Source organism: Streptomyces sp. NPDC030995 (genome assembly GCF_055571215.1).
This window is the reverse complement of sequence record NZ_JBVIFS010000012.1, coordinates 174,509-199,068: the sequence shown is the minus strand read 5'-3', so window position 1 is coordinate 199,068 and position 24,560 is coordinate 174,509. Positions and strand designations below refer to the sequence as shown.

The following is a 24,560-nucleotide window of genomic DNA, read 5'->3' as shown; positions in this document are numbered from 1 at the left end:
GCCGCGTGAGCAGCGAGGTGGGGGACGGGAGCGGTGGCGGGCGCTACCGCCGGGAGGACGTGGCCCGGGCGGCCGGCGTCAAGGTGCGCAACCTGCGCTACTACCAGGAGCGCGGGCTGCTGCCGCCGCCGCGCCGGGAGGGCCGGATCGCCTGGTACTCCGACGACCACCTGACCCGGCTGCGCCTGATCAGCGACCTGCTGGGCCGCGGCTACACGGTCAACGGCATCGCCGAGCTGTTGCGCGCGTGGGAGGAGGGCGGCGGCCTGTCCCAACTGCTGGGCCTGGAATGGGAGATGACCCGGGACTGGGTACAGGAGGAGCCGGTGACGATGACCCGGGCCGAGCTGCGTGAGCTGTTCGGCCCCACGGCCACCGCCGAGGACACCCGGCGGGCGGCGGAGCTGGGGTACGTGACGATCGACGGGGACCGGGTCACGCACCCGAGTCCCCGGCTGCTGCACGCGACGCTGACGCTGGTGCGGCAGGGAGTGCCGCTGGCGGAGATCCTGGATGCGGGAGAGTTCGTACAGGCGCAGGCGGCGGCGCTCGCGGACCGGTTCGTCGGGCTGTTCCGGCGGCATGTGATCGGTGCGGAGGGGCTGGAGCAGCTTTCGGCCACGCAGCTCCAGCACATCACCTCCGCGGTGGCGGCCCTGCGGCCGGTGGCCGGTGAGGTCGTGACCACGGAGTTCGCGCGGGCGATGGCTCGACGGGTGGACGCGGAGGTCGGCGAACTGCTGCGTACGCAGCAGTAGGAGTCGGCTCAAAGGGTGCGCTCGCACAACCTTGCCAACCGTCATTGGCACTCTTACATTCAACTCGTCGGTAACAACGGTGCACAGCCGATATAAGGGACGATCTCATGACCGATTCCCCTCACTTATCCGACGTTCCCAGCGGCTCCGGCCGCGTCCGCTGGCGGCGGTTCGCCGTCCTGACCGTCCCCGCCGTCGCCGTGACCGCCGGCCTCGGGATCGCCCTCGCACAGGGCGTCCTGGCCGCCTCCTTCGCCGTGTCGGGACAGCAGTTCAAGGTGTCGGCGAGCAGCCTGGAGGGTGAGGGCTTCGTCCAGTACGGCAGCGTCGACGTCAACGCCCGCGGCGAGCTCCTCCCGGTGGCGGTCACCGCCATCAAGGAGGCCAGGCTCCACAGCCTCTGCCAGTCGGTGGTCACCTCGCTGCCGGTGGTCGGCGACATCTCGCTCAATCTGACCGCCGGCCGCAAGACCCCGGTGGAGGCCACCAACCTGTTCGTCGACGCCACCCAGCTCTCCGGCGACGCCGTCTTCAGCAACATCGAGATCGGGCGCGACGCCTCCACCCTCGACAAGGGACCGGCCGACGCGCAGGGCATGCAGGACCTCTTCGCCCAGCAGGCGGACACGGTCCGCATCACCGATCTCCAGCAGACGGCGTGGGCGACCAACGCGGGCACCTTCAAGCTCTCCGGGCTGAGCATGAGCGTCAGCAAGGGCAAGAAGGAATGCTTCTGAGCTGCTCGCGGTGGCGGCGGTGGCGGCGCAGCAGACCGTTCTGGGGCGGGCTGTTCGCGATCCTGGCCGGGTCGTGGATCTGCGCCCTGCCGCTGGCACCGCTGAAGATCATGCTCCAGCAGGGCGTGGCGGGCATCCCGTCCGTCCTGATGGGCATCGTGATGATCGTGCTCGGCCTCACCGCCTGGTTCGCTCCCCCACAGCGCACTCTCGCGGGCGTCCTCACCACCCTGATCGCCACCGCCGCACTGGTCCTCTCGAATCTGGGCGGCTTCCTGATCGGCACCCTGCTCGGCATTCTCGGCGGCGGCCTGATGTTCGCCTGGCAGCCGTACGCCTCCGCTCGCGACACCGGTCCACCCGCCGGTCCCCACACCGGTCCCCCCACCTCCGCTCCCCCCACCGCGGTCCCCACGCCGCACTCCGATCCCCAAGGAGCCCAGCCATGAGCCGTACGCGCACCGCGCTCGCCCTCGGGATGGCCGTCGCCGGAGCCGTGTCAGTGGCCTCGGCCACCGCCGCCGCCGCCCCCGCACCGCTCGCCGGGTCGACCACCGTCACCCCGGCAGGGCACGACTTCAAGGCCACCCTCAGCGGGAAGGCCACCCTCAAGGCCGGTTCCGTGACGGTGACTTGTACGGTCTCCGTCGCCACCGGCACGGTGCCGGCCGCCCCCGGCAACACCAACCCGGCCGGGCCGGTGTCCTCGCCGATCTCGGCGCCGACGTACAGCTCCTGCACTTCCAGCATGCCGGGCGTGACCCCCACGGTCACCACCAGCGGGGCCTGGACGGTGTCGATGCAGGACGGCTCCCCGATCACGGCCACCATGACCGTGCCGGTCGGCGGGCTGGTGGTCAAGACGACCGGGCTCGCCTCGTGTACGGTCACCGCGGCGCCCACCGCCGCGGCGAGCGTGGGCGGCAGCTGGACCAACGGCGCCCCGTCGAGCCTGACTTTCGCCAACGCCTCCGTACCGGTCAAGGTCACCGGCGGGTTCGGCTGCCCGACGAGCGCGACCTCGTCCACCTTCAACGCGGTCTACAAGGTCACCGACACCACCGACCCGGCGCAGCAGATCACCGTCGGCCCCTGATCCGGCCTGATCGGCAAGACACCCCCTAGGCCCGCTGCCCCGGACACCTCCGGGACAGCGGGCCGTTCGCATGCGGCGCCTCGGGTAAGCCCCCGTGGGAAATTCTGTTGCCCGCCGGCCGTGGACGGGCCAAGCTCGCCGATATGTCACAGAGCACCGAATACCAACAGTCCTGCGCACCGCGCCCGGCCCGCCGGGACGTCCAGGACCTGTTCTCCGGCGGACGGCTCATCGCCATTCCGCGCAAGGCCGCCCGCCGCGAGCAGCTCCTCGTGCACCTCGCCGAGACCTTCTTCGCGGTGGACCGGGAGTACACCGAACCCGAGGTGAACGACGCGCTGCGCACCGTGCACGAGGACTGCTCGGCGCTGCGGCGCTATCTGATCACCTCGGGCCTGCTCACGCGGACCCGTGACGGCCGCAGCTACCGGCGGTCCATGACCACCCGGTAATGGGTCGTCAGCCGCCCGTCGTCGCCGAGCACGTGGAAGGCGACCGCCGGCGGCTCGTCGAGGTGGACGTGCGGGGAGGACCCCGACGGGCCCTCCCACGGCAGCCGGAGGGTGGAGACCACGCCAGGCGCCACCAGCACCGGCCGCCCCGCGAAGGTGGTGGCCGCCGCGGTGTGCGCGTGCCCGCACAGGAACGCGGTGAGGTGCGGGTGCCGTCCGGCCAGCTCCGCGAGCCGCTCCTCCCCGAACTGCCGGATCTCGTCGACGTACGGGGTCTGCAGCGCGACGGGCGGGTGGTGGAAGGCGACCAGGACCGGGGTGTCCCGCGGAGTGTCGGTCAGTACGCCGTCCAGCCAGGCCAGGGTGGAATCCTCCAGCAGGCCGTGGTGCGCGCCGGGTACGGAGGAGTCGCACGCCGCGAGGACGAACCCGTCGCCGCGCACCACCTGGTCGACCGGTTCCGTGGAGGCCGCCCCCTCCCCGGACTCCCCCAACAGGCCCTGCCGGAAAGCGGCCCGCTCGTCGTGGTTGCCGGGGCAGACGACCAGCGGGTGCCGCGAGCGCAGCAGTTTGGCGGCCTCCTCGTACTCGTGGGCGGCGGCGTGGTCGGCTATGTCCCCGCTCACGAGCACGGCGTCCAGGTCGTGCGGCAGAGCGTCGAGGTACTCCATGACGGCGCGGGTACGGTCGGCTGCGCGCCGGCCGCCGTTGAGATGGATGTCGCTGAGGTGGGCGATCACGATCACGGGCGGTGTCTCCTTGATCTCTGGTCGAGAGATTTGGTGCGCCACATTCAACAGGGTGCTCTGCCGCCGGCACGGTCAGGCAGCCGCTCCAGCAGCGGGCGGGAACGGGCCGCCCCCACATCGCCATCGCCGTGCGGCCGGCTCCTACGACCCGAACGCGGAATCGGCATCCCTCGCCGCCTCGTACGCCAGCCCGTACGCTCGGCTGAGCTCACGGACGGAACTCGCGAGGGACAGGATCGAGAGCAGCATGGCTGCTGCGTACAGCATCCAGAACTGGTGATATTCCCCCAGAACGGCTTGCAGGCCCAACCCGAAGGTTCCGAGGAGAAGGACTCCCACGGTCAGCTGCATGCTCACCACGCCGGGGCGGCCGAACCAGTGATTCCCCTGCCGGGTGGGTGCGACCGCACTCTCCTCAAGGTAAACGGGCGCCCCCAGCACGCCGTTCAGCTTTTCCTCCACATACTTCTTGTGTCCGGCACGGCTCAGACCTTCCACGTTGAGGGACAGCAGATAGCCGACGATCACAGCGAGCGGGAAGGGCACCACGGCCATGACGATGAAGTGCCCCTTCGTCAAGGCGATTCCCGCACCTCCCACCGAGAAGGCGAGCGCGAAGTTCAGCATCCGGTCGAACGCGAAGATCAGGGTTTCACAGCTGGCGCGTAACTCGGAAATTTCCGAACGCAGCGCGGCGCTGATCTCTTCCTCCATCGAAGACGGCAAGTCAATACCACCTATCCCGTGATCGTCTTTTTCATCTCATTGGTCAGCTCGTCCGCCCATGCTGCGGAAAGCATGTGACTTACGAAAGTGAAATCCTCGCGCAGGGCTGACTCCGAACCGGCGTAGAGCCGCACCACCTCCGGCACTTCGATCGGGCTGACCCGGCGTCCCACCCGGGCTTCCTCGGCGAAGGAGCAGTTCCCCTCTTCCTGCCCGGGAACAACGTCGACGATCAGCGTGGGGCGATGAGCCGACATGGCCTCGTTCAAAGTCAGCCACCCCGCCTTGCCGACGACGAGATCGCATGCTGCCAGCATGAGGGGGAACTCCGAAGAGAATCCGGTGACCGTGCAGTTGGTTTCCGCGGCACACAGATCCGTGAAATCCTTGAAGAGTCTGGCATTGTTGCCCGCATTCAGCAGCAACTGCACGTCGGTGCGTGCCGCGACCAGCGCGCGTGCGGCTTCCAGAACGCCTTTCCCAAGGCCCGAGCCACCCCCCGTGACGAGCACCGTGAAGCGCTCCTGAAGGTTCAGGTCTCGCCGGGCCTGTCGTCTGACCAGCCTGCCGCCCACCGCTATGGGGGGACGCACGAGGGAGACCCTCCCGCTTTCCACACCACAGCGCACGGCCGTGGCATAGCTGCCGGAATCGGGCACAATGTGCTTCTCGATCGACCCCTGGAACCAAATTCGGTTGACCTTCCCGGCGTCCGTGACGAAGGAGACGACGGGCGCCTCGCCTTTCTCTCCCAGGAGAAATCCGAGCAGCGAGAAGGTCGAAACGAAGGAGTCCACGGGCCCGATGGAATTCAGCCAGGCCTTGAAACGCCGACCGAACACGATACTGACGATTCTGGACACGCCGGTCGGGTGGCGGTCCGCCAGCCGGTAAAGAGCGAGATGGACGGCCCCACCTCTCCAGTTGACCGCGAACCGGTAAAACCGACTCAGCACTCGGGTCAGCGGGAAGAGGGAATACAGGGTCTCCGAAGGGTCGTACACCACGGCTTGGATGCCGTCCCTCCGCAGAACGCTCGCGATGACGTGGGCAGCCGCCGTGTGACCGTTCCCGAGCGGCAGGGTCACAACGGCTACCCGCCGGGGCCTGGGCGCCGGTCCACCCATCTTCACACTCCCGCGCGTCGACGACGGAGGAACGTGCGGGCTCCCGTCGTGTGGAGGCCGGAGCGTATCCAACGACATGGCCGGGCATCAACGGTGCACGGCCTTCCCCGCGCAGGTTCCCTGCGGTGACGCCCCGGCCGCGGCCCTCGTGATGCGGGCCGAGCCGTGGATGGGAACACTGGGGTCATGGCGAACAAGGCACTGCTGGAGGGCGGCCCGGACGATCTGCCGGACCGGATCGTCGCGGTCACCACTCCCGGCGAAGACCTGAAGATCCCGCACCGCGGCGGGTACGAGCACTTCAAGATGACGTCGCGGCACGGGAGCGGCCCGGAGGGACAGCTGCCGGTCTACGAGTGGTGGGAACGCACGGAGATCGCCGAATGAGGGCTCAACCGCGGTAGGCCTCCAACAGCCGCAGCCAGATCTCGCTGATCGTCGGGAAGGCCGGCACCGCGTGCCACAGCCGCGCGATCGGCACCTCCGCCGCGACCGCGATGGTGGCCGCGTGGAGCAGCTCTGCGGCGCCCGGGCCGACGAAGGTGGCCCCGAGCAGGATCTCGCGGTCGAGGTCGACGACCATCCGGGCCCGGCCGCGGTAGCCGTCGGCGTACAGCCCGGCGCCGGAGACCTTGGACAGGTCGTAGTCGACGGCGCGCACCCGGTGGCCGGCCCGTTCGGCCTCGGCCAGGGTGAGGCCCACCGCGGCGGCCTCCGGGTCGGTGAAGACCGCCTGCGGGAGGGCGCGGTTGTCGGCGGTCGCCGTGTGGGCGCCCCACGGGCCGGTGTCCAACGGGGTGCCGGCGGCGCGGGCGGCGATGGCCGCGCCCGCGATCCGCGCCTGGTACTTGCCCTGATGGGTGAGGAGTGCGCGGTGGTTGACGTCCCCGACGGCGTACAGCCAGTCGTGCCCGGGCACCCGGCAGGTGTCGTCGACCCCGATCCACTCCCCGGCCGGCAGGCCGACGGTGTCCAGCCCGATGTCCTCGGTCCGCGGTGAACGGCCCGTCGCCATCAGCAGTTCGTCGCCCTCCAGGATCTCGCCGCCCTCCAGCACGACCTCGACGGGGCCGGTGGAGCCGTCCCGTACGACTGCCTCGACGGCCACACCCGTACGGACCACCGCGCCGGCCTCGCGCAGCGCCTCGGCGACCAGCTCTCCGGCGAAGGGCTCCATCCGCGGCAGCAGCCGTGAGCCGCGTACGAGCACGGTGACCTGCGATCCGAGGGCCTGCCAGGCGGTGGCCATCTCGGCGGCCACCACCGAGCCGCCCACGATCAGCAGCCGGCCGGGGGCCTCCTGCGCGGAGGTCGCCTCGCGGCTGGTCCAGGGGCGGGCCCCGGCGATCCCGGGCAGGTCGGGGATCACGGCCCGGGTGCCGGTGGCGACGACCACCGCGTGCCGGGCCGACAGCACGTGGTGCTCGCCCTCGGGGCTGGTGACGGCGACCTTGCGGACCCCGTAGAGGCGGCCGTGGCCCCGGTACACGTGGGCGCCGATGGAGTCGAGCCAGTCGATCTGGCCCTGATCCTTCCAGTCACCGACCCAGTAGTCGCGGTGCGCGAACACCGCCGCGCTGTCCAGGGGTCCCTCGACGGCCGCCGCCAGCCCCGGCACCCGGCGGGCGTCGGCCCGCGCCAGCACCGGGCGCAGCAGGGCCTTGCTCGGGACGCACGCCCAGTACGAGCACTCGCCGCCGACCAGTTCGCTCTCCACCAGCGCCGTGCTCAGCCCGGCGGCGCGGGTCCGGTCGACGATGTTCTCGCCGGCCGGCCCCCCGCCGAGCACCACGACGTCGTACTCCACGGGTTCAGTCATACGGACCAGTGTCGCCGCTGGTCCGCGGCCGCGTCACGTACTCAGGCCTCCGGCGTGCCGGGGTCCTGGGCGCCGGGGTTCTGCCCGCCCTCCTGCGTGGCGGCGATCTTGGCGCGGACCTCGTCCATGTCGAGCGCGCGGGCCTGCCCGATGAGGTCCGTCAGGGCCGCCTCCGGCAGGGCGCCCGGCTGGGCGAAGATGGCCACCTGGTCGCGGACGATCATGAGCGTGGGAATCGAGGTGATCTGGAACGCGCCCGCCAGCTCCTGCTGCGCCTCGGTGTCGACCTTGGCGAAGACCAGGTCGGGGTGGGCCTCCGAGACCTTGTCGTAGACCGGGGCGAACTGCAGGCACGGCCGACACCAGCCCGCCCAGAAGTCGATCAGTACGAACGGGTTCTCGCTGACCGTCTGGTCGAAGTTTTCCTTGGTGAGCTCGACTGTAGCCACGGTTTCCAGACCTCCTGATTGAGCCGTCTGATCCTTGAACGAACAACCTGCCGCGGAGATTCCTCGGACAGGGTCTAGAGAGCCTGCGGGCCTACGCGCCCAGGGGCCTAGTGCTGTGGCCGGAAAGGTTTGCCGGGTCGCGGCGTCCGGTGCCATGGGGCTTCCCCAGGCCCGCAGGGCCTAGGGGACACATCGCAAGGCGGAGGACCGCGGCTCGTACTGGACGTACCGGCGCGGTCCGACAACGCGGCGAGGTGCCGTGCCGGGGGCCGCGACCCGGTGAACCTTGCCGGTCACAGCACTAGAAGGGGTGGCCGGCGGGCGTGGCGCGGGACGTCGTCCAGCGCAGCTCGGTGAAGGCGTCCAGGTTGGCCTCGCCGCCGAAACGGGCTCCGGTGCCGGAGACGCCGACCCCGCCGAACGGGGCGACCGCCTCGTCGTTGACCGTCTGGTCGTTGATGTGCGCGATCCCGGTCGGGATCCGCCCGGCCAGGTCGAGCCCGCGCGCCGCGTCCCGGGTCACGATCCCGAGGGAGAGGCCGTACGGGCCCGCCGACGCCAGCTTCACCGCCTCCTCCTCCGTCGCGAAGGACCGTACGGGCGCGACCGGGCCGAAGACCTCCTCGGCGTAGGCGGGGGTGTCGGCATCGACGCCCGCCAGTACGGTCGGCCGGTAGAAGAGGTCCCGGTGCGTGCCCCCGGCGAGGAGCTTGGCCCCCTGGGCGGTACTGGCCTCCACCAGGGCGTGTACGCGCTCCAGCTGGCCCCGGTCGATCAGCGGGCCCAGGTGGACCGGCTCGCGGTACGGGTCCCCCACCGCCAGCTCCTCGGCGCGCACGGCGAGCCGCTCGACGTACTCGTCGTAGAGCGATGCGTGGACGAGGTGGCGCCCGGCGGTCATGCAGATCTGGCCCTGGTGGAAGAAGGAGCCCCAGGAGGCTTGGGCGACGGCGGCCTCGACGTCGGCGTCGCGGAGCACGACGAGTGCGGAGTTTCCGCCCAACTCCAGGTGGGCGCGGGTCAGGTGACGACCCGCCAGCTCGCCGACGGACCGGCCGGCGGCGGTGGACCCGGTGAAGGACACCACGCGGACCAGCGGGTCGGCGACCACCGCGGCGCCCGTCTCGGGCCCGCCGGGCAGGACGTGCAGCAGCCCGCCGGGCAGTCCGGCGGCGGCGAAGACCGCGGCGAGGGCGAGTCCGCCGCAGACGGCGGTGCGCCGGTCCGGCTTCAGCAGCACCGCGTTGCCGAGTGCCAGGGCCGGTGCGACCGAGCGGATCGCCAGGATCAGCGGGGCGTTGAACGGGGTCACGACCCCGACGACCCCGGCCGGGACCCGGCGGGTGAAGGACAGCCGGGGCGCCTCGCTGGGCAGCACCTGGCCGGTCGGGCGCGAGGCCAGCGCGGCCGCCTCGTAGCACTCCTGCGCGGCGACGTGCAGCTCGAAGTCGGCCTTGCCGGGTATCGAGCCGGACTCGCGGACCAGCCATTCCCGCAGCTCGTCGGCGTGGGTGGCGAACAGGTCCCCGGCGCGGCGCAGCACCGCAGCCCGCTCCAGGTGGGTGGCGCGCGCCCAGTCGTGCTGCGCGGCGCGGGCCCGTACGGCGGCCTCCGCGACATCGGCGGGGGCGGCGAGAGCGAGGGTGGCGAGGGTGTGGCCGGTGGCGGGTTCGACGACCGGGGCGGCGCCGCCGGTGAGGGTGGGTCCGTCCTGCCAGAGCGTCGGGTCGAGGAGCGGCATGGCGCGGGGCCTCCGGGTGGGGATGGGCGGGCTGCGGGGCGGTGAAACACCCCCCGAGGGGTGGCAGCACGCGCCATCGTGCCAGACCCGGGGCGCCACTTCTGTTCAGTTATTGGGCAGTTGGGCATGGGTGGTGACCGGAAACGATCGACACCCCGGCGGTGGGGGCGGGTTCAGCGCTCCAGGACGAGCGCGATGCCCTGACCGACGCCGATGCACAGGGCCGCCATGCCCGTCCCCGAGCCCGCCGCCGCCAGCTGGTGCGCGACCGAGCCGGCCAGCCGGGCGCCGGAGGCACCGAGCGGGTGGCCGATCGCGATGGCGCCACCGCGCGGGTTGACCACGGTCGGGTCGAGCTCCGGCCAGGCCGCCAGGCAGCCCAACGCCTGTGCGGCGAAAGCCTCGTTGAGTTCGAAGGTGGTGAGGTCGCCGAGACCGCGGCCGGCCTTGGCCAGCGCCCGCTGGACGGCGTCGACGGGACCCAGGCCGAAGAACTGGGGCTCGATCCCGGTGACGGCGGAGGCGCTGATCCGGGCGAGCGGCTCCCGGCCGGTGGCGGCCAGCCCCGCTTCGTCCGTCAACAGCAGGGCGGCGGCGCCGTCGTTGAGCGGCGAGGCGTTGCCGGCCGTGACCGTGCCCCGGCCGTCCGTCCGGAACGCGGGCTTGAGCTTGGCCAGCGCCTCGGGCGTGGAACCCTCCCGGATGCACTCGTCCCGCACCAGGTCCACGCCCGCGTACGGCACGACCTCGTCGTCGTACAGCCCGGCGGCCCAGGCGGCCGCGGCCTTGCGGTGGCTCTCCAGCGCGAAGGCGTCCTGCGCCTCGCGGGTGATGCCGTACTTGTCCGCCACCAGCTCGGCGCCCTCACCGAGCGAGCCGGTCCACTCCGCGGGCATGCGCGGGTTGGTCATCCGCCAGCCGAGGGTGGTGGACCACATCTGCTGGTGCCCGGCGGGGAAGGTCCGTTCGGGCTTCTGGACGACCCAGGGGGCACGGCTCATCGACTCGACGCCGCCCGCGATGGCCACGGAGGCGTCGCCGAGGGCGATCGCGCGCGCGGCCTGGACCACGGCTTCGAGGCCGGACCCGCAGAGCCGGTTGACGGTGACCCCGGGGACGCTCACGGGCAGCCCCGCCAACAGCACCGCCATGCGGGCCACGTCCCGGTTGTCCTCGCCCGCGCCGTTGGCGTCGCCGAACACGACGTCGTCGATACGCGCCGGATCGAGGTCGGGCGTACGGTCCACCAGAGCGCGCACCACGTGCGCGGCCAGGTCGTCCGGCCGGACCCCTGCGAGGGCACCGCCGAACTTGCCGATCGGGGTGCGGACGGCGTCGACGACGTAGACGTCGCGGACGGTGCGGATGCTCATGGCGGCTCTCCTGGGCGGATCCGTACGGGCGGCGGCGCATCGGTGCCGGTGTGGGCACGTGGACACGCCACCGGGTGCGCCCGGTGGGGCGCGCCCGCAGTCTCCTTCCGCACGTCACCGCCTGTCAACGGCCCCCGGGGAAGCACCGGGCACCGCCGCGCACCATCAGGTCGACTCCCGGTGGATGGCGACGGCCGCGATCAGGTCGTGCCGCTCCGTGGCCTCGGACGGCTCGCGCACCGCGTGGTCCACCAGCGACGCCAGGTGGTCACCGGTCGGCATCTCTATCTGCACCGTGCTCAGCCGGGGCCGCAGGAGCCGCCCGAGGAGCAGGTCGTCGGCGCCGATGACGGCGACGTCCTCGGGGACGCGCAGCCCCTCGTCCTGCAAGGCCCTCATCAGCAGCATCGCGTACTCGTCGTTGTACGCGAAGACCGCGTCCAGCCCGAGCCCTCGCCAGCGGGCCGCGAGCGCGGCCGCCGATTCCTCGGAGTAGGCCAGCGGGAGGGGCTGGACCTCGGCGCCCGCCACCGTACGGGCTCCCGCCAGCCGGGGTGCGGAGAACAGCTCCAGCCCCTCCTCCTGCGGGACGACCACACCGATCCGGCGCCGGCCCCGCTCGACCAGGTGGGCGGCGGCCCGGGCGCCGACCTCCTGCTGGTCCACGACCAGCGCGTGGGCCCCCGGTACGCCGACCGGGCCCATGGTGATCACCGCGCGGGCCCCGGCCCGCTTGAGGGTGGCGACGTTGTGCGCGGAGAGCGGGATCTCGCCCAGGGAGATCACCGCCACCGGACGCAGCTCCGCCCACGCGCGCACGGCCTCGTCGCCGCTGAGCCCCAGGCTCCCGTACTGGACCACGGTGTAGTCGAGGCGGCGCAGCGCCCACTGGAGTTCGTTGAGGAAGGTGCTGTAGAGCGGCCCGATCGGCGCGTTCGGGGTGGGCAGCAGCACGATCCGGGTCCGGCCGGCGCGCAGACTGCGGGCGGCCGCGTGCGGGACGTACCCCAGCTCTTCGGCGGCCTCGCGGACCTTGCGGCGGGTCGGCTCGCTGATGCGTACGGCCTCCGCGTTGTTCAGCACGTACGAGACCGTCGCGCGCGATACGCCCGCGAGGCGGGCCACGTCCGCGCTGGTCGGGACGGGGAGTGGCGGCGTGGGCGGTCCGGGGGCCGGGGTCGGCGGCTTCGGCGCTTTCGATGACTGAGACATTGCCGTGGCATCTTTCCAGACCGGTTGGGCCCGGGGGCTAGCGGATGGCCTGAAAGGAATGCTACACAGTGCTTACACGAGTCATTGACACGTGTAAGCACAGCGTCACATCCTTCGCCTGCGGTTGTGACATCCCACGTGCCGCCCCACATGTCGCCGCACGTGCCCAGCCGTGCCGCCGCCCTGTCGCACTCGTCGCACCCCGCCACCGCGACAGGGCGGCGCGCACCCCTCGCCCGCACCCCATCGGCCCCTGACCCGCCAGCGCCACGTACGCGCTCTACGTCGGCGGCCGGCGTCCTGCTCGCGCTCCAGCTCGAGGACATCGAGCCGGCGGACAAGGTGGCGAACTTCGGCCTGATCGCGGGGGTCTCGGCGATCTTCGCCACGGTCTTCAAGCGCTGACCGCCGCTGCGCGTCACCGGTCCGGACCACCGCAATGCGCCGTCCACAGAACACCGTCGAGAAAGGCACCAGCATGCAGCTGCACACCCGGACCTGGGGCGAGGGCGACCGCGTCGCCCTCCTGATCCACGGCATCATGGCCGATCACCGGACCTGGCGCCGGGTCGGCCCCGCCCTTGCCGACCGCGGCTACCGCGTCATCGCCGTGGACCTGCGGGGCCACGGGGCCAGTGGCCGCGGTGAGTACAGCCCCGAGCTCTACGCGGACGACGTGGTCGAGACGCTTCCGGCGGGCGCCGAACTCGTCATCGGCCACTCGCTCGGCGGCCTGACGCTGTCGCTGGCCGTGGACCGGCTGAAGCCGCGGCGGGCAGTGTTCTCCGACCCCGCGTGGTACCTCGCCGGCCCCGCGGAGGGCTTCGGGCCGGAGGCGCTGGCCCGGTTCAAGTCGGCGTCCAGGGAGCAGATCCAGGCGATGAGCCCGCGCTGGGAGGAGGCGGACGTGGACATCGAGCTGGAGACCCTGGCGGTGTGGGACGAAGCGACCGCGCTGAGCCTCGCCCCGCTGCTCGGCGCCGACCTGATGCCGGCCGCGCCGGTGGTCCCCTCCCTCGTGCAACTGGCCGACCCGAGTGCCCTGATCACGCCGGAGCGGGCGCGGACGCTCAAGAGCCGCGGTTTCGAGGTGCGTTCGGTACCCGGGGCCGGACACACCGTCCACCGCGACGACTTCGACGGATTCGCGGCCTCCCTGGAGGGATGGATCTAGTCAGGCCGACCACTCCCCCTTACCGTCTTACTACCGATCGGTAACGGGGAGTGGTTCGCGATGTCGGATTCTTCGGTTTCTTCAGCTTCAGCACACACAACAGCTGCCACAGCGACGGCCACGGCGCCGGCCGGCCTGGTCGAGATGGCCGCCGCGCTCGCCGAAGGCAGCGTGTCCTCCCGGCAGTTGACCGAGCAGGCGCTGCTCCGCATCGCGGCGGCGCAGCCCGAGCTCAACGCGTTTCGCACCGTACGCGCCGACGCCGCGCTCGCGGAGGCGGACGCGGCGGACCGCCGGCTGGCCGCGGGCGAGCGGCTGCCCCTGCTGGGCGTACCGCTCGCGGTCAAGGACGACATGGACGTGACCGGGGAGCCGACCGCCTTCGGCTGCGCCGGGGCCTTCCCCCCGAAGGCCGCGGACAGCGAGGCGGTACGAAGGCTGCGCGCGGCCGGCGCGGTGATCGTCGGCAAGACCCAGTCGCCGGAGCTGGGCCAGTGGCCCTTCACCGAGGGCGAGGCCTTCGGCGAGACCCGCAATCCGTGGAACCCGGCCTACACGCCCGGCGGCTCCTCCGGCGGTTCGGCGGCCGCGGTGGCGGCGGGCCTGGTCCCGGCGGCGCTGGGGTCGGACGGCGGCGGGTCGGTACGGATCCCCGCGGCCTGGACCCACCTGATCGGCGTGAAACCGCAGCGCGGGCGCATCTCCACCTGGCCGGAGCCCGAGCCCTTCCACGGGCTGACGGTCAACGGCGTGCTGGCCCGCAGCGTCGCCGACGCGGCGCTCCTGCTGGACGCGGCGAGCGGCCCGCACCCCAAGGACGTGCACCGCCCGGCCCGGATCTCGGCGGTCGAGGCGGCCGCGCGCGCGCCGCGCCGGCTGCGGATCGCGCTCTCCTTCGGGATGGCCTTCACGGCGACGCCCAAGTCCCTTGACCCTCAGGTCCGTTCCGCGGTGGAGCGGCTGGCCGGGCGGCTGGAGTCGCTCGGGCACGAGGTGGTCCCGGAGGATCCGCGGTACGGCCCGATCGGCCTGACCTTCGTACCCCGCGCGACGAGTGGCGTACGGGACCTGGCGGCGCGGGTACCGGACCCGGCGCTGCTGGACCCGCGCACGCACGAGGCGGTACGGACCGGCCGCATGCTGGGCGGACTGGCCCTGCGGGTCTCCCGCCGGGCGGAGGCGGGGCTCCGGCGGCGGGTCGGCGAGATCTTCGACCGCTTCGACGTGGTCCTGACCCCGACGACGGCCACACCGCCGCTGCGGATCGGAGCGCTGGCCGGCCTGGGAGCCATGGCCACGGACCGGGCGATGATCGCCGCCTGCCCGTACGCCTGGACGTGGAACGTCCTGGGCTGGCCGGGGGTGAACGTCCCGGCGGGTCTGACGGCCGACGGGCTGCCGATGGGGGCCCAGCTGCTGGGCCCGGCGGACTCGGAGCCGCTGCTGCTGGGGCTGGCCGCGCAGGTGGAGGCGGCGGAGGGGTGGGCGTCAGTACGTCCGGGGCACTGAGAAGAACTCGACAAACACCATTGAGGAAGGCCGACCTCCCGGCGGGTTCCCTTCAGGAACCCACTACGGGCCTACATGTGCGGACGATCACGACGGAAGGTTGCCGGGATGTCGTTGGACGCAGGGGGTGGAGCCGGAGCCGCACCGAGGGTCGGCACCAACGTCCGCTTGAGGTAGTCGATGTGCCGGTCCAAGTGCTCCCATCGCCGGACGTCCTCGGGGTCCCACATGGGAAACCCCCAGGTCTGCTCCAGCCCTCGCCGGACCCACCCCACGTAGCCCCGTACGGCGTCCCGGCGCTCCGCCACCTTCTCGAAGCGCAGTGCCTGCGCTTCGTTGCCGCGGTGCCTGGCCACGGCGGACAGCAGATCAGTGACCGCGTAGAAGGAGAGGCAAGCGTCGGTGGCGTGGTTGACGCAGCGCCACAGCACCTCGAGTTCTTGCCGGGCCTTTTCTTGCCTGCGCCTTTTCCCGGGCATGCGCGACGGCCGCGAGAACGGCTTGCTCTTCTTCAATGCCGCGAAGTCCGGAATGCGCGGATCGTCACCCTCACGAACGATCAGGGTGTTCATCGCCAGAACGAATGCGCCGCAGTCCGCCTCGACTTCACGTCGGGTCTCCTCCGGAAAATCCCTCAAGAAGCTGTCTGGCGGGAGACTGGAAGAACGGTCCTCGGAACCGAAGTGGTTGAGCGTGATGTGCGTGAACTCATGCGCCAGCAGAAACGTCTGGCAGGCGGCGTGCGTGGTATTGGCTTCCAGAAGTGCGGCGTCGCCTTCCTCGCTCCCGTCACTGGTCGTCGGGAGGATCGACATCGGCGCCGTCAGGCGCCCGTCACTCGACTCCCAGACGGTGAGGTATGACGCCATCGCCTGGTCCAGCAGCCGCACGGCGTCCCTGCTCGGCCCGTACTTCTTGAAGTAGGCCTCCAGGGAACCCAGGTCGGTTGGTGTCTCTTCGCCTGCTTGGTACGAGTGGTAAAGGGCAGCCAGCGCCCACGAGACGGTCGCCATGAGGTCGCTCGCGAAGGCGGACAGGGCAACGACGTAGCCTTGTCGGCCACCGCGGGTCGGGTGCTCGAACACCTGGCACTCCAGGGCGGAGGAGGCCAGGACGAACGCCTCCAGCCGGCCTGCCATCTCCTGCGCCTTGCCGAATCCGTGCGGTGTCCCGCTCTCGCCCGGTGTGACCGCCCATGCGAGGAGAAGCCCGTCCAAGAGGCCGCGGGTACGCTCGTTGTACTCGACGTACCGCGACCAGTCCCGCAGCCACTCACTGTCCGGGTTGGCGGCTCGGATGAACTTCCTGTCCGCGAAGACGCGAGCCAGCTCGATCGCCTCAGCCGCGAGGCCGGCATCTTGGTGGTCCGCAAAGAGCCGACTGCGGTTGTACGGGAGCTCAGACACCAGGACCACTCGGCGAAGCCTGCGGGTCCTGGGCTCGGGCACCGACGGCCCCGGCAATGGCCTGTCCCAAACCCTCCGCTTCGCGGACTTCGATCTGCCCGTCCGGGTTGCGAATGACGACCAGGCCGCGCGGCAAGGACCCGTCGGCTTTGACGACGAGACCGTCCGATCCCAACGCGTCGATCAAGATCCCGCGCTTGAACTGCCGGCGAAGACTCACGATGAGGTGGGTGATCGCCGTCAGCGATGCCGACCCCGCGATGAGGACGTCACCCAGCGGAACGCTGCCGTGGGCCCGGATCGTTCTGTGCCTCACCGCCGCGGTTGCGAGAACGGCCTCTGCTTCTGCCGTCTCGCCCAGCGCCGCATCCGTGAACAGATGGAACCGAACCTCGCCCTCCAGCACCACCAAGGCCCCCCTTGCCCGTCATCGGTGGCTACTACGTACCCCTCACGACCCGAGGAAAACGGCGCGCCGTCCTCACATCCACACCGCGCGACAGGGGGCCCCAAGACCCAGTAATCTCCGCCGAATGACGGCACTTTCGCATCACAGCAACGGTCACATCGAGCAGCCCGGACGCGACGGGGACACCGCCACCGTCGAGGCCGATCCGCACGTCATCGGGCCGGTGCGGACCGAGTACGCGCCCGACCCGGACGGGGATCCCGATCCCGGCGAGATCGTGTGGACCTGGGTCCCCTTCGAGGAGAACGACGGCCGCGGCAAGGACCGGCCGGTACTGGTCGTGGCGCGGGAAGCGGGCGGGCGGACCCTGCTCGCCGTGCAGCTGTCCAGCAAGCGGCACGACCACGACCGGGAGTGGGTGCCGATCGGCACGGGTCCGTGGGACAACGCCGGGCGGGAGTCCTGGGTGGACGTCGACCGGGTACTGCGGGTGCACGAGTCGGGGATGCGGCGCGAGGCCTGCGCGCTGGACCGGGGGCGCTTCCAGCTGGTGGTCGACCGGCTGCGCGAGCGCTACGGCTGGCGGTAGCCGGTAGCCGACAGCCGACAGCCAGTCGGGGGCAGGGGGACCGCCGGGCGCGGCCACCCGGACGGCCGCGCCTCAGGTCCCGAAGTCCGCGAAGGCCCGCTCGAAGGCCTCCCGCGTTTCGGGCTTGCGGTCCAGGATCCCGAACACCACCTGTTCGAACACCCCCGCGAAGCGGCCCGCCAGCAGTCCCCGGAAGGCCTCCGCCACCTCCGCCGGGCTGTTCTGGAACACCCCGCAGCCCCAGGCGCCCAGCACCAGCTGCCGGTAGCCGTGCAGCGCGGCCACCTCCAGTACGAGCTCCGCGCGCCGGACCAGCGCCCCGGGGATCTCGGCGACCCGGTCCGGCTCCTGGCGCCGGATCGTGCCCGCGTTCGGGGCGGGTGAGGTGAGGAAGCCGGCCCGGAAGGGGGTCTCCAGCAGCTCACCCCGGTCGTCGCGGAAGACGGGGACCCCGGGCGAGTGAATCACCCGGTCGGTGTAGAAGGTGCTGCGCTCCGCGCGGTGCACCTCGTAGTACTCCGGGGCCTGGAGCAGGGTCTCGTACAGGGCCGAGGCGCGGCACAGCGCCTCCTCCTGGGCCTTGGCCCCGCGGACGTAGCCGCCCCCGGGATTCCGGGCCGACGCGAAGTTCAGGACCGCCACCCGGGCCGCCCCCTCGGGTTGCTCCGGGCCGTCCACGGCGAGCCTGCGCGCCGCGACCGTGCTGCTCTCCCCGGTGACCTCGACGGCCGTCCGGGTGCGCCCACGGACGACCTCTTCGTCTGGAATGACCCGGTTTGGTCCATATATCCTGGTTCCTGCCTTGGCCTCCGCCAGGGCGGCGGCAAGCGGGACCTGCCGTCCGGACCGCGTCCGGTAGCCGCCGGACGCCAGGATCTCCGCGTTCTCCCGCGCGATCTCGCGCAATCTGCTGCTCACGGGCCCATCCTCGGCACTCCTCCCTCCGGCGGCAAAGGAATTTGTGTTCGACGGTTCGAGGGACGGGTAGGCACGGGTGATGTCATCGCCGACGACAGGAGACGAGGACCCGGTCATGCCACAGGATTCACCTGCTTCATCTGCTTCCCCCGCTCCCCCTGCGACTTCCACGATCACCGAGCCCGAGGCCGAGGCGCTGATCCACGGCATCTGTTTCAAGACGGGCCCGCCCCGACTGATCGGCGCCGAGCTCGAATGGCTGGTCCTGGACGCCGAGCGGCCCGAGCAGCCCCTGTCCCCCGAGCGGCTGCGAGCGGCGCACACCGCCGCCCGCGCACTGCCCCTGCACTCCCGGCTGACCGTCGAACCGGGCGGTCAGCTCGAACTCAGCTCGGTCCCGGCCGCCTCCCTCGCCGGATGCGTGGACGGCCTGCAGGGCGATCTCACCGCCGTACGCACCGCCCTGCTCGCGCAGGGGCTGGTCCTGCGCGGCCTCGGCCGCGATCCCCGCCTGCCGTACCGCCGGCTGCTCAGCAGCCCGCGCTACGACGCGATGGAGGCCTACCTCGACCGCACCGGCCCGGCCGGCCGCGCCATGATGTGCGGCTCCGCCTCCGTCCAGGTCTGCGTGGACGCCGGGCACGAGGAACCGGGCGCACTCGGCCACGGCCGGCGCTGGCGGCTGGCACACCTGCTGGGCGCGGTCCTCGTGGCCGCCTTCGCCAACTCCCCCGCGCACGAGGGCCCGTACGCCGGCTGGCGCTGCGCCCGCCAGGGGATCTGGAGCGACCTGGACACCCGGCGCTCGCTCGCCCCGCCGCTGGACGCCGATCCGCGGTCCGGGTGGACGCGGCAGGCCTTGGACACCGAGGTGATGTGCGTACGGTCGTACGACGGGGGGCCGTGGGAGGTCCCGCGCGGTACGACCTTCCGCGACTGGCTGCGCGCGGGCGACGGCCCGGGCCTGCGCGCGCCCACCGCCGAGGACCTCGACTACCACCTGACCACGCTGTTCCCGCCCGTACGGCCGCGCGGCCACCTGGAGCTGCGGATGATCGACGCGCAGCCCGGTGACGACGGCTGGCTGGTCCCGGTGGCCGTCGTGCACGCACTGTTCGACGATCCGGAGGCCGCCGAGACCGCGTACCGGGTGACCAAGGCGCTGGCCGACGCCTACGGCACGCAGCCCGCGCCCCGCAATCCGCTCTGGCGGTCCGCCGCCCGCCACGGTCTGCGCCACCAGGAGCTGCGGACGGCCGCGACGGCCTGTTTCCTGGCCGCGGCCGAGGCCCTGCCCCGGCTCGGCGCGAGCGCGCACGTCCAGGACACGGTGGGCGCCTTCACCGAACGTTTCGTCCTGCGCGGCCGATGTCCGGCCGACGAGCAGGACCAACAGCAGTTCACCGGGAAGGAGGCCCGACGGTGACGACGCAACCCACGCAGTCCACGGAAGACCTTCGCGAGCGGGCCGCGGCCGCCCTGACCACGGCGCGGGCGCGCACGGCCGCGCTCACCGACGCGGTGACCGACCCCGAACTGACCGCCCAGCACTCCCCGCTCATGTCCCCGCTCGTCTGGGACCTGGCGCACATCGGGAACATGGAGGAGCTCTGGCTGCTGCGCAACGTCGCGGGACACGAGGCCATGCGCCCCGAGATCGACCCGCTCTACGACGCCTTCGAGCGTCCCCGCGCCGAGCGGCCGAAGTTGCCGCTGCTGGGGCCCGAGGAGGCCCGCAAGTACGCGGCCGAGGTGCGCGGTCGCGTCTTCGACCTGCTGGAGCGCACCCCCCTCGAGGGGACGGCGCTGCTGGACTCCGGCTACGTCTTCGGGATGATCGCCCAGCACGAGCAGCAGCACGACGAGACCATGCTGATCACCCATCAGCTCCGCAGGGGCGCGCCCGTGCTGGCCGCCCCGGACCCGTCGCCGCCGCGCGGTCCGGCTCCGACGGCCCCCGAAGTCCTCGTGCCGGGCGGGCCGTTCACCATGGGCACCTCGGTCGAGCCGTGGTCGCTGGACAACGAACGCCCCGCGCACGAGCGGGAGGTGGCACCGTTCTGGATCGACACGGCGCCCGTGACCTGCGCCGACTTCCAGGAGTTCATGGCGGACGACGGCTACCGCGAGCGCCGCTGGTGGGCCCCGGAGGGCTGGGAGCAGATACGGGCCCACTCCATCGAGGCCCCGCTGTTCTGGCACGCGGAGGGCAGCCAGTGGGTGCGCCGCCGCTTCGGGGCGATCGAACCGGTGCCGGACGACGAGCCGGTGCTGCACGTCAGCTGGTACGAGGCGGACGCCTACGCCCGCTGGGCGGACCGGCGGCTGCCCACGGAGGCGGAGTGGGAGAAGGCGGCCCGCTTTGATCCGAAGACCGGCCGCTCGACCCGCTACCCGTGGGGTGACGCGGACCCGACGCCCGCCCACGCCAATCTGGGGCAGCGCCATCTGCGCCCCGCCCGAGCGGGCAGCTACCCGGCCGGGGCCTCCCCGCTCGGGGTGCGCCAGCTGATCGGCGACGTGTGGGAGTGGACGGCCTCCGACTTCCTGCCGTACCCGGGTTTCCGGCCCTTCCCGTACCGGGAGTACTCGGAGGTGTTCTTCGGCCCGGAGCACAAGGTGCTGCGCGGCGGCTCCTTCGCGGTGGACCCGGTGGCCTGCCGGGGCACCTTCCGCAACTGGGACCTCCCGGTGCGGCGGCAGATCTTCTCCGGCTTCCGGACCGCGAGGGATGCCTGATGTGCCGTCATCTCGCCTATTTGGGCCCGGTGGTGGCGCTCGGGCGGCTGCTGAGCGAGCCGGAGCACTCACTGGTGCGCCAGTCCTGGGAGCCGCGCCGCCAGCGCAGCGGCACGGTCAACGCCGACGGCTTCGGCATCGGCTGGTACGCGGAGGGCGACCCGGTTCCGGCCCGCTACCGGCGGGCCGGGCCGATCTGGGCCGACCTCTCCTTCACCGATCTCGCCCGGGTGGTGCGCAGCGGGGCCGCGCTGGCCGCCGTACGGGACGCCACGCAGCCGGGGGCCGACGGGGAGGCGGCGGCCGCGCCCTTCGCGGAGGGGCCGTGGCTGTTCAGCCACAACGGCGCGATACGGAACTGGCCGCACTCGGCGGCCCCGCTCGCCGCCGGGCTGCCGCCCGAGGAACTGCTCCGGCTGGCCGCGCGCACCGATTCGGCGCTGGTCTGGGCGCTGGTCCTGCGCCGGCTGCGGGCCGGTGACGACCTGGGCACGGCGCTCGCCGAACCGGTCCGGGAGCTGGCCGCGGCCGCGCCCGGGTCCCGGCTGAACCTGCTGCTGACGGACGGTGTCGCCATCGCCGCGACGGCCTGGGGCGATTCGCTCTGGTACCTGGCCGACGCGGGGGCGCAGCGGACGGTGGTGGCGTCCGAGCCGTACGACGACGACCCCCGATGGTGTGAAGTGCCCGACCGGACCTTGCTGACCGCCACCCGTACGTGGGTCGATCTGACCCCGCTCAAGGAGAACTGCCCGTGACCAGCTTCCAGTTGACCCGGACCCTCGACGAGCACGCCGCGGAGGCGGCGCTGCGTACGGATGTGCTGCGGGGCCTGACGGGCACCCCCAAGGTGCTGCCGCCCAAGTGGTTCTACGACGCGCGGGGCAGTGAACTCTTCGAGGAGATCACCCGCTTGTCCGAGTACTACCCGACGCGGGCCGAGCGGGAGATCCTTTTGGAGCGGGCGCAGGAGATCGCCTCGGCGAGCGGCGCCCGCACCCTGGTGGAGCTGGGCTCCGGCTCCTCGGAGAAGACCCGGCACCTGATCGAGGCGATGCCCGCCCTGGACATGTACGTGCCGGTGGACGTGAGCGAGAGCGCCCTGCGGGGGGCGGCCGAGACGCTGTTCGCGGAGCATCCGGGGCTGCGGGTGCACGCCTTGCTGGCGGATTTCACCAGCGCGCTGCACCTGCCGGACTCCCCCGGTCCCCGGTTGGTGGTGTTCCTGGGCGGCACGATCGGGAACCTGCTACCGCCGGAGCGGGCGGTGTTCCTGGCGGCCGTACGGGCGATGCTGTCGCCCGGGGACGCGCTGCTGATGGGTACGGACCTGGTGAAGGACGAGGCCGTGCTGGTGGCGGCGTACGACGACGCGCGAGGGGTGACGGCCGAGTTCAACAAGAACGTACTGGCCGTCATGAACAGGGAGTTGGACGCGGACTTCCACACCGCCGACTTCGCGCACGTGGCGGTGTGGAACAAGGAGCAGGAGTGGATCGAGATGCGGCTGCGGGCCCGGTCGGAGGTGGTGGTGAAGATCCGGGCCCTGGATCTGGTGGTGCCGTTCGCGGCGGGCGAGGAGATCCTGACGGAGGTTTCCGCGAAGTTCCGTCAGGAGGGCGTGCGGAAGGAACTGGCGTCGGCGGGACTGGAGTTGACCCAGTGGTGGACGGACGCGGCTGGGCGTTTCGCGCTGTCGCTGTCGGAGGTCGGCCCGTCGCCGAGCGGCCCGGCCGGCTGAGCGGCCCGGCCCGACGGACGCGGCCCCGCCGGCGGAGCCGGGTGCGGGTGCGCGGCCCGGGCCTCGGCCGGGGTTGAGGCTCCGGCGACGGCCTCCTGAGCCGCGATCGCGAGGTCCCGCCGGTGCGCGTACCGGCCCGGCGGGATCCGCGGCAGCAGTCTGACCTCGGCCCGCACCCCGCGGGCCCGGGCGATGCGCCACAGCGAGGCGGTCAGCGGGTCGTCCCCGACGAAGGCGGGCGCCCCGGCCGGATTCCCCTCGCAGCTCAGGTACGCGAGCCGTACGGGCTGTACGGGTACCCGGGCGTCCAGAGCCGACTGGAAGGCGGCCCTGCGGAAGGTCCCCCGGGCCCGTCCGCACCAGGTGGAACCCTCGGGGAAGACGGTGACCCGGTCCCCGGCCAGCAGGGCGCGGGTGATCGCCTCGACGGTGGCGGGCAGGGAGCGGATCCGGTCGCGCTCGATGAACAGGGTGCCCGCCTGGTTGGAGAGGCGGCCGAGCACCGGCCAGGTGCGGATGTCGCTCTTGGCCAGCATCCGGCCGGGCAGGGCGGCGCCGACGAGCGGGATGTCCAGCCAGGAGATGTGGTTGGCGACGACGAGGCGGCCGCCGCCGGGGCCCGGGCTTCCGTACACGGTGATCCGTATGCCGAAGGCCCGTACCAGTGCGGTCGACCAGGCCCGCACCACCGTGTGCCGGGGGCCGGCCGGCAGCAGCCTGACCGGCGGGGCACCCAGGATCCCCAGCAGGATCAGGGCCGTGCCCGCGGTGAGCCGGAGCACCGCGTGCGGGACGCTCGCGGTGCTCCCCGCGTGGCCGGCGCAGGCCTCGGGGGTGCAGGGCGAGGTGGGCAGCCAGACGCTCATGCGTTGGGGACGAGCGAGCGGAAGTGCTTCAGGTAGCGCGGGTTGGTGCGGCGCAGGGAGAGCAGCACGTACAGGTCCGCGCAGCCGAACGCGGCGTCGAGGGCGGGTTCGCCGCAGACCCAGGCGCCCAGGCGGAGGTAGCCGCGCAGCAGCGGGGGCAGCTCCATCCGGTCGGGGAAGGTGATGCCCTCGGGGTTCCAGGGGAGGTGCGGGGTGACCCGGTACTCCTCGGGGGCGAGGCTGCGGGTCAGGGCGGTCTCCCGGGTGGCTGCGGCCAGGACCCCGCCGTCGGCGAGCGGTATCGAGCAGCAGCCGGCGAGCCAGTTGTGCCCGGTGCGGTCCATGTAGTGGGCCAGGCCGGCCCAGATCAGGGCGATGACGGCGCCGTTGCGGTGGTCGGGGTGGACGCAGGAGCGGCCGACCTCGACCAGGTCGGGGCGGATGGGGGCGAGGGCGGAGAGGTCGAACTCGCTCTCGGAGTAGAGGCGGCCGGCGACGGCGGCCCGCTCCGGGGGCAGCAGCCGGTAGGTGCCGACGACCTGCTCGGTCTCCTCGTCGACGACGAGGAGGTGGTCGCAGTACGCGTCGAAGGCATCGGAGTCGAGGCCCGGCTCGGGCCCGTCCAGGCGGGCGCCGAGCTCGCCGGCGAAGACCTGGTGGCGCAGCCGCTGGGCGGCGCGCACCTCGGCCTCGTCGCGGGCGATGCGGACGGCGTAGCGGGGGCCGGGGGCCTGCGCGGCGCCCTTGGCCCGGGTGGCCGGGGAAGAGGTGGCGGTGGGGGTGAGGAGGGCGGAGGAGGCGGGGAGGGCGGAGGAGGCGGGAAGGGGGGCGGAGGCGGGGAGCGGGGCGGGGGAAAGGGGGGACGGGGACAGGGGTGCGATGGTCATGGCTGCTCCTGATCCGGGCACGGAGGGCCAGGCCGGCAGGTGCGTGGCCTGGCTCCTTTACTTCTTCCGTGACCGGCTGGATT

Annotated in this window: 26 protein-coding genes and 1 pseudogene; 14 read left to right on the top strand and 13 right to left on the bottom strand. The window is 72.2% G+C overall.

The features are described 5' to 3' along the window. The first annotated feature begins 5 nt into the window (after positions 1-5). The 5 genes from ACZ45T_RS20180 (at position 6) to ACZ45T_RS20160 (ending at position 3,043) form a co-directional block, all read left to right on the top strand. A complete protein-coding gene (locus ACZ45T_RS20180) occupies positions 6-758 on the top strand; it encodes a MerR family transcriptional regulator (RefSeq protein WP_468443082.1) in 753 nt (250 codons plus the stop codon). 107 nt (positions 759-865) lie between these two features. Next, positions 866-1,495, top strand: a complete 630-nt coding sequence (locus tag ACZ45T_RS20175) for a DUF6230 family protein (RefSeq protein WP_468443080.1) — start codon at positions 866-868, stop codon at positions 1,493-1,495. Then, positions 1,486-1,944: a DUF6114 domain-containing protein gene (locus ACZ45T_RS20170; protein ID WP_468443078.1), complete on the top strand. Its 459-nt coding sequence runs from the start codon at positions 1,486-1,488 to the stop codon at positions 1,942-1,944. Before ACZ45T_RS20175 ends, ACZ45T_RS20170 begins: the two co-directional genes overlap by 10 nt. Continuing rightward, positions 1,941-2,591 (top strand): hypothetical protein, encoded by a 651-nt coding sequence (locus ACZ45T_RS20165; protein ID WP_468443076.1) that lies wholly within the window; start codon positions 1,941-1,943, stop codon positions 2,589-2,591. The genes ACZ45T_RS20170 and ACZ45T_RS20165 overlap by 4 nt, the downstream gene beginning before the upstream one ends. Positions 2,592-2,734: 143 nt before the next feature. Continuing rightward, positions 2,735-3,043: a DUF2087 domain-containing protein gene (locus ACZ45T_RS20160; RefSeq protein WP_468443074.1), complete on the top strand. Its 309-nt coding sequence runs from the start codon at positions 2,735-2,737 to the stop codon at positions 3,041-3,043. Here ACZ45T_RS20160 and ACZ45T_RS20155 read toward each other — a convergent pair. From ACZ45T_RS20155 to ACZ45T_RS20145, 3 genes are all read right to left on the bottom strand, one after another. Beyond that, positions 3,016-3,789, bottom strand: a complete 774-nt coding sequence (locus ACZ45T_RS20155; protein WP_468443072.1) for a metallophosphoesterase — start codon at positions 3,787-3,789, stop codon at positions 3,016-3,018. The genes ACZ45T_RS20160 and ACZ45T_RS20155 overlap by 28 nt on opposite strands. 144 nt (positions 3,790-3,933) lie before the next feature. Further along, entirely contained in the window at positions 3,934-4,506 is a 573-nt protein-coding gene (locus tag ACZ45T_RS20150; RefSeq protein ID WP_468443070.1) for a hypothetical protein, read from the bottom strand. Between the two features lie 23 nt (positions 4,507-4,529). Beyond that, positions 4,530-5,606, bottom strand: coding sequence for a glycosyltransferase (locus ACZ45T_RS20145; protein WP_468443068.1), 1,077 nt, complete (start codon positions 5,604-5,606; stop codon positions 4,530-4,532). 225 nt (positions 5,607-5,831) lie between these two features. Between ACZ45T_RS20145 and ACZ45T_RS20140 the strand changes: the two genes are divergently transcribed. Next, positions 5,832-6,032, top strand: a complete 201-nt coding sequence (locus tag ACZ45T_RS20140) for a DUF5988 family protein (protein WP_468443066.1) — start codon at positions 5,832-5,834, stop codon at positions 6,030-6,032. Between the two features lie 4 nt (positions 6,033-6,036). Here the strand turns inward: ACZ45T_RS20140 and ACZ45T_RS20135 are convergent, their stop codons facing one another. The 5 genes from ACZ45T_RS20135 to ACZ45T_RS20115 all read right to left on the bottom strand — a co-directional run bounded on the left by ACZ45T_RS20135 (position 6,037) and on the right by ACZ45T_RS20115 (position 12,239). Further along, positions 6,037-7,464: a dihydrolipoyl dehydrogenase family protein gene (locus ACZ45T_RS20135; RefSeq protein WP_468443064.1), complete on the bottom strand. Its 1,428-nt coding sequence runs from the start codon at positions 7,462-7,464 to the stop codon at positions 6,037-6,039. A 41-nt stretch (positions 7,465-7,505) separates the two neighbouring features. Beyond that, positions 7,506-7,913 carry a thioredoxin family protein gene (locus ACZ45T_RS20130; RefSeq protein WP_468443062.1) on the bottom strand — a complete coding sequence of 136 codons (408 nt, stop codon included), beginning with the start codon at positions 7,911-7,913 and terminating at the stop codon, positions 7,506-7,508. Between the two features lie 301 nt (positions 7,914-8,214). Then, positions 8,215-9,654: an aldehyde dehydrogenase family protein gene (locus ACZ45T_RS20125; protein ID WP_468443060.1), complete on the bottom strand. Its 1,440-nt coding sequence runs from the start codon at positions 9,652-9,654 to the stop codon at positions 8,215-8,217. Positions 9,655-9,827: 173 nt separating this feature from the next. Next, complete coding sequence (locus tag ACZ45T_RS20120) at positions 9,828-11,027, bottom strand: thiolase family protein (protein ID WP_468443058.1); 1,200 nt, start codon at positions 11,025-11,027, stop codon at positions 9,828-9,830. A gap of 165 nt (positions 11,028-11,192) precedes the next feature. Continuing rightward, positions 11,193-12,239 carry a LacI family DNA-binding transcriptional regulator gene (locus ACZ45T_RS20115; protein ID WP_468443056.1) on the bottom strand — a complete coding sequence of 349 codons (1,047 nt, stop codon included), beginning with the start codon at positions 12,237-12,239 and terminating at the stop codon, positions 11,193-11,195. 162 nt (positions 12,240-12,401) lie between these two features. Between ACZ45T_RS20115 and ACZ45T_RS20110 the strand changes: the two genes are divergently transcribed. The 3 genes from ACZ45T_RS20110 to ACZ45T_RS20100 all read left to right on the top strand — a co-directional run bounded on the left by ACZ45T_RS20110 (position 12,402) and on the right by ACZ45T_RS20100 (position 14,922). Beyond that, positions 12,402-12,644 (top strand): hypothetical protein, encoded by a 243-nt coding sequence (locus ACZ45T_RS20110; RefSeq protein ID WP_468443054.1) that lies wholly within the window; start codon positions 12,402-12,404, stop codon positions 12,642-12,644. A gap of 73 nt (positions 12,645-12,717) precedes the next feature. Then, on the top strand, positions 12,718-13,413 hold the full coding sequence (locus ACZ45T_RS20105) for an alpha/beta fold hydrolase (RefSeq protein ID WP_468443052.1): 696 nt from the start codon (positions 12,718-12,720) through the stop codon (positions 13,411-13,413). Between the two features lie 60 nt (positions 13,414-13,473). Further along, positions 13,474-14,922: an amidase gene (locus ACZ45T_RS20100; RefSeq protein ID WP_468443050.1), complete on the top strand. Its 1,449-nt coding sequence runs from the start codon at positions 13,474-13,476 to the stop codon at positions 14,920-14,922. Between the two features lie 71 nt (positions 14,923-14,993). On the opposite strand, the gene ACZ45T_RS20095 is transcribed toward ACZ45T_RS20100, so the two are convergent. Next, complete coding sequence (locus tag ACZ45T_RS20095) at positions 14,994-16,337, bottom strand: hypothetical protein (protein ID WP_468443048.1); 1,344 nt, start codon at positions 16,335-16,337, stop codon at positions 14,994-14,996. After that, positions 16,321-16,737, bottom strand: coding sequence for a hypothetical protein (locus ACZ45T_RS20090; RefSeq protein ID WP_468443046.1), 417 nt, complete (start codon positions 16,735-16,737; stop codon positions 16,321-16,323). The genes ACZ45T_RS20095 and ACZ45T_RS20090 overlap by 17 nt, the downstream gene beginning before the upstream one ends. Before the next feature lie 124 nt (positions 16,738-16,861). Here ACZ45T_RS20090 and ACZ45T_RS20085 point away from each other — a divergent pair, with 124 nt between their 5' ends. Further along, a complete protein-coding gene (locus tag ACZ45T_RS20085) occupies positions 16,862-17,326 on the top strand; it encodes a type II toxin-antitoxin system PemK/MazF family toxin (protein WP_468443044.1) in 465 nt (154 codons plus the stop codon). A 72-nt stretch (positions 17,327-17,398) separates the two neighbouring features. Here the strand turns inward: ACZ45T_RS20085 and ACZ45T_RS20080 are convergent, their stop codons facing one another. Beyond that, positions 17,399-18,244 (bottom strand): TIGR02452 family protein, encoded by an 846-nt coding sequence (locus ACZ45T_RS20080; protein ID WP_468443042.1) that lies wholly within the window; start codon positions 18,242-18,244, stop codon positions 17,399-17,401. Between the two features lie 115 nt (positions 18,245-18,359). Between ACZ45T_RS20080 and egtA the strand changes: the two genes are divergently transcribed. The 4 genes from egtA to egtD are packed head-to-tail and all read left to right on the top strand — an operon-like array spanning position 18,360 to position 22,724. Continuing rightward, the gene (gene egtA / locus ACZ45T_RS20075) at positions 18,360-19,670 is read left to right on the top strand and encodes an ergothioneine biosynthesis glutamate--cysteine ligase EgtA (RefSeq protein WP_468443040.1); all 1,311 of its coding nucleotides are present in this window, start codon (positions 18,360-18,362) and stop codon (positions 19,668-19,670) included. After that, positions 19,613-20,983: an ergothioneine biosynthesis protein EgtB gene (gene egtB, locus ACZ45T_RS20070; protein ID WP_468443038.1), complete on the top strand. Its 1,371-nt coding sequence runs from the start codon at positions 19,613-19,615 to the stop codon at positions 20,981-20,983. Before egtA ends, egtB begins: the two co-directional genes overlap by 58 nt. Beyond that, positions 20,983-21,741: an ergothioneine biosynthesis protein EgtC gene (egtC, locus tag ACZ45T_RS20065; RefSeq protein ID WP_468443036.1), complete on the top strand. Its 759-nt coding sequence runs from the start codon at positions 20,983-20,985 to the stop codon at positions 21,739-21,741. Before egtB ends, egtC begins: the two co-directional genes overlap by 1 nt. Beyond that, positions 21,738-22,724: an L-histidine N(alpha)-methyltransferase gene (gene egtD, locus ACZ45T_RS20060; RefSeq protein ID WP_468443034.1), complete on the top strand. Its 987-nt coding sequence runs from the start codon at positions 21,738-21,740 to the stop codon at positions 22,722-22,724. The genes egtC and egtD overlap by 4 nt, the downstream gene beginning before the upstream one ends. Before the next feature lie 338 nt (positions 22,725-23,062). On the opposite strand, the pseudogene ACZ45T_RS20055 reads toward egtD, so the two are convergent. Next, positions 23,063-23,590: pseudogene (locus ACZ45T_RS20055) on the bottom strand (lysophospholipid acyltransferase family protein); the annotation flags it as partial. Further along, entirely contained in the window at positions 23,587-24,477 is an 891-nt protein-coding gene (locus tag ACZ45T_RS20050; protein WP_468443032.1) for a GNAT family N-acetyltransferase, read from the bottom strand. The pseudogene ACZ45T_RS20055 and the gene ACZ45T_RS20050, both read right to left, overlap by 4 nt. Positions 24,478-24,560 lie beyond the last annotated feature (83 nt).

What these genes read in the sequence shown, in the direction of transcription:
- egtA (WP_468443040.1), top strand. Translation starts at nt 18,360, where the DNA reads ATGCCACAGGATTCACCTGCTTCATCTGCTTCCCCCGCTCCCCCTGCG.
- ACZ45T_RS20165 (WP_468443076.1), top strand. Translation starts at nt 1,941, where the DNA reads ATGAGCCGTACGCGCACCGCGCTCGCCCTCGGGATGGCCGTCGCCGGA.
- egtB (WP_468443038.1), top strand. Translation starts at nt 19,613, where the DNA reads ATGTCCGGCCGACGAGCAGGACCAACAGCAGTTCACCGGGAAGGAGGC.
- ACZ45T_RS20120 (WP_468443058.1), bottom strand. Translation starts at nt 11,027, where the DNA reads ATGAGCATCCGCACCGTCCGCGACGTCTACGTCGTCGACGCCGTCCGC.
- ACZ45T_RS20140 (WP_468443066.1), top strand. Translation starts at nt 5,832, where the DNA reads ATGGCGAACAAGGCACTGCTGGAGGGCGGCCCGGACGATCTGCCGGAC.
- ACZ45T_RS20175 (WP_468443080.1), top strand. Translation starts at nt 866, where the DNA reads ATGACCGATTCCCCTCACTTATCCGACGTTCCCAGCGGCTCCGGCCGC.
- ACZ45T_RS20100 (WP_468443050.1), top strand. Translation starts at nt 13,474, where the DNA reads ATGTCGGATTCTTCGGTTTCTTCAGCTTCAGCACACACAACAGCTGCC.
- egtC (WP_468443036.1), top strand. Translation starts at nt 20,983, where the DNA reads ATGTGCCGTCATCTCGCCTATTTGGGCCCGGTGGTGGCGCTCGGGCGG.
- ACZ45T_RS20050 (WP_468443032.1), bottom strand. Translation starts at nt 24,477, where the DNA reads ATGACCATCGCACCCCTGTCCCCGTCCCCCCTTTCCCCCGCCCCGCTC.
- ACZ45T_RS20135 (WP_468443064.1), bottom strand. Translation starts at nt 7,464, where the DNA reads ATGACTGAACCCGTGGAGTACGACGTCGTGGTGCTCGGCGGGGGGCCG.
- ACZ45T_RS20170 (WP_468443078.1), top strand. Translation starts at nt 1,486, where the DNA reads ATGCTTCTGAGCTGCTCGCGGTGGCGGCGGTGGCGGCGCAGCAGACCG.
- ACZ45T_RS20125 (WP_468443060.1), bottom strand. Translation starts at nt 9,654, where the DNA reads ATGCCGCTCCTCGACCCGACGCTCTGGCAGGACGGACCCACCCTCACC.
- ACZ45T_RS20085 (WP_468443044.1), top strand. Translation starts at nt 16,862, where the DNA reads ATGACGGCACTTTCGCATCACAGCAACGGTCACATCGAGCAGCCCGGA.
- ACZ45T_RS20160 (WP_468443074.1), top strand. Translation starts at nt 2,735, where the DNA reads ATGTCACAGAGCACCGAATACCAACAGTCCTGCGCACCGCGCCCGGCC.
- ACZ45T_RS20105 (WP_468443052.1), top strand. Translation starts at nt 12,718, where the DNA reads ATGCAGCTGCACACCCGGACCTGGGGCGAGGGCGACCGCGTCGCCCTC.
- ACZ45T_RS20150 (WP_468443070.1), bottom strand. Translation starts at nt 4,506, where the DNA reads ATGGAGGAAGAGATCAGCGCCGCGCTGCGTTCGGAAATTTCCGAGTTA.
- ACZ45T_RS20115 (WP_468443056.1), bottom strand. Translation starts at nt 12,239, where the DNA reads ATGTCTCAGTCATCGAAAGCGCCGAAGCCGCCGACCCCGGCCCCCGGA.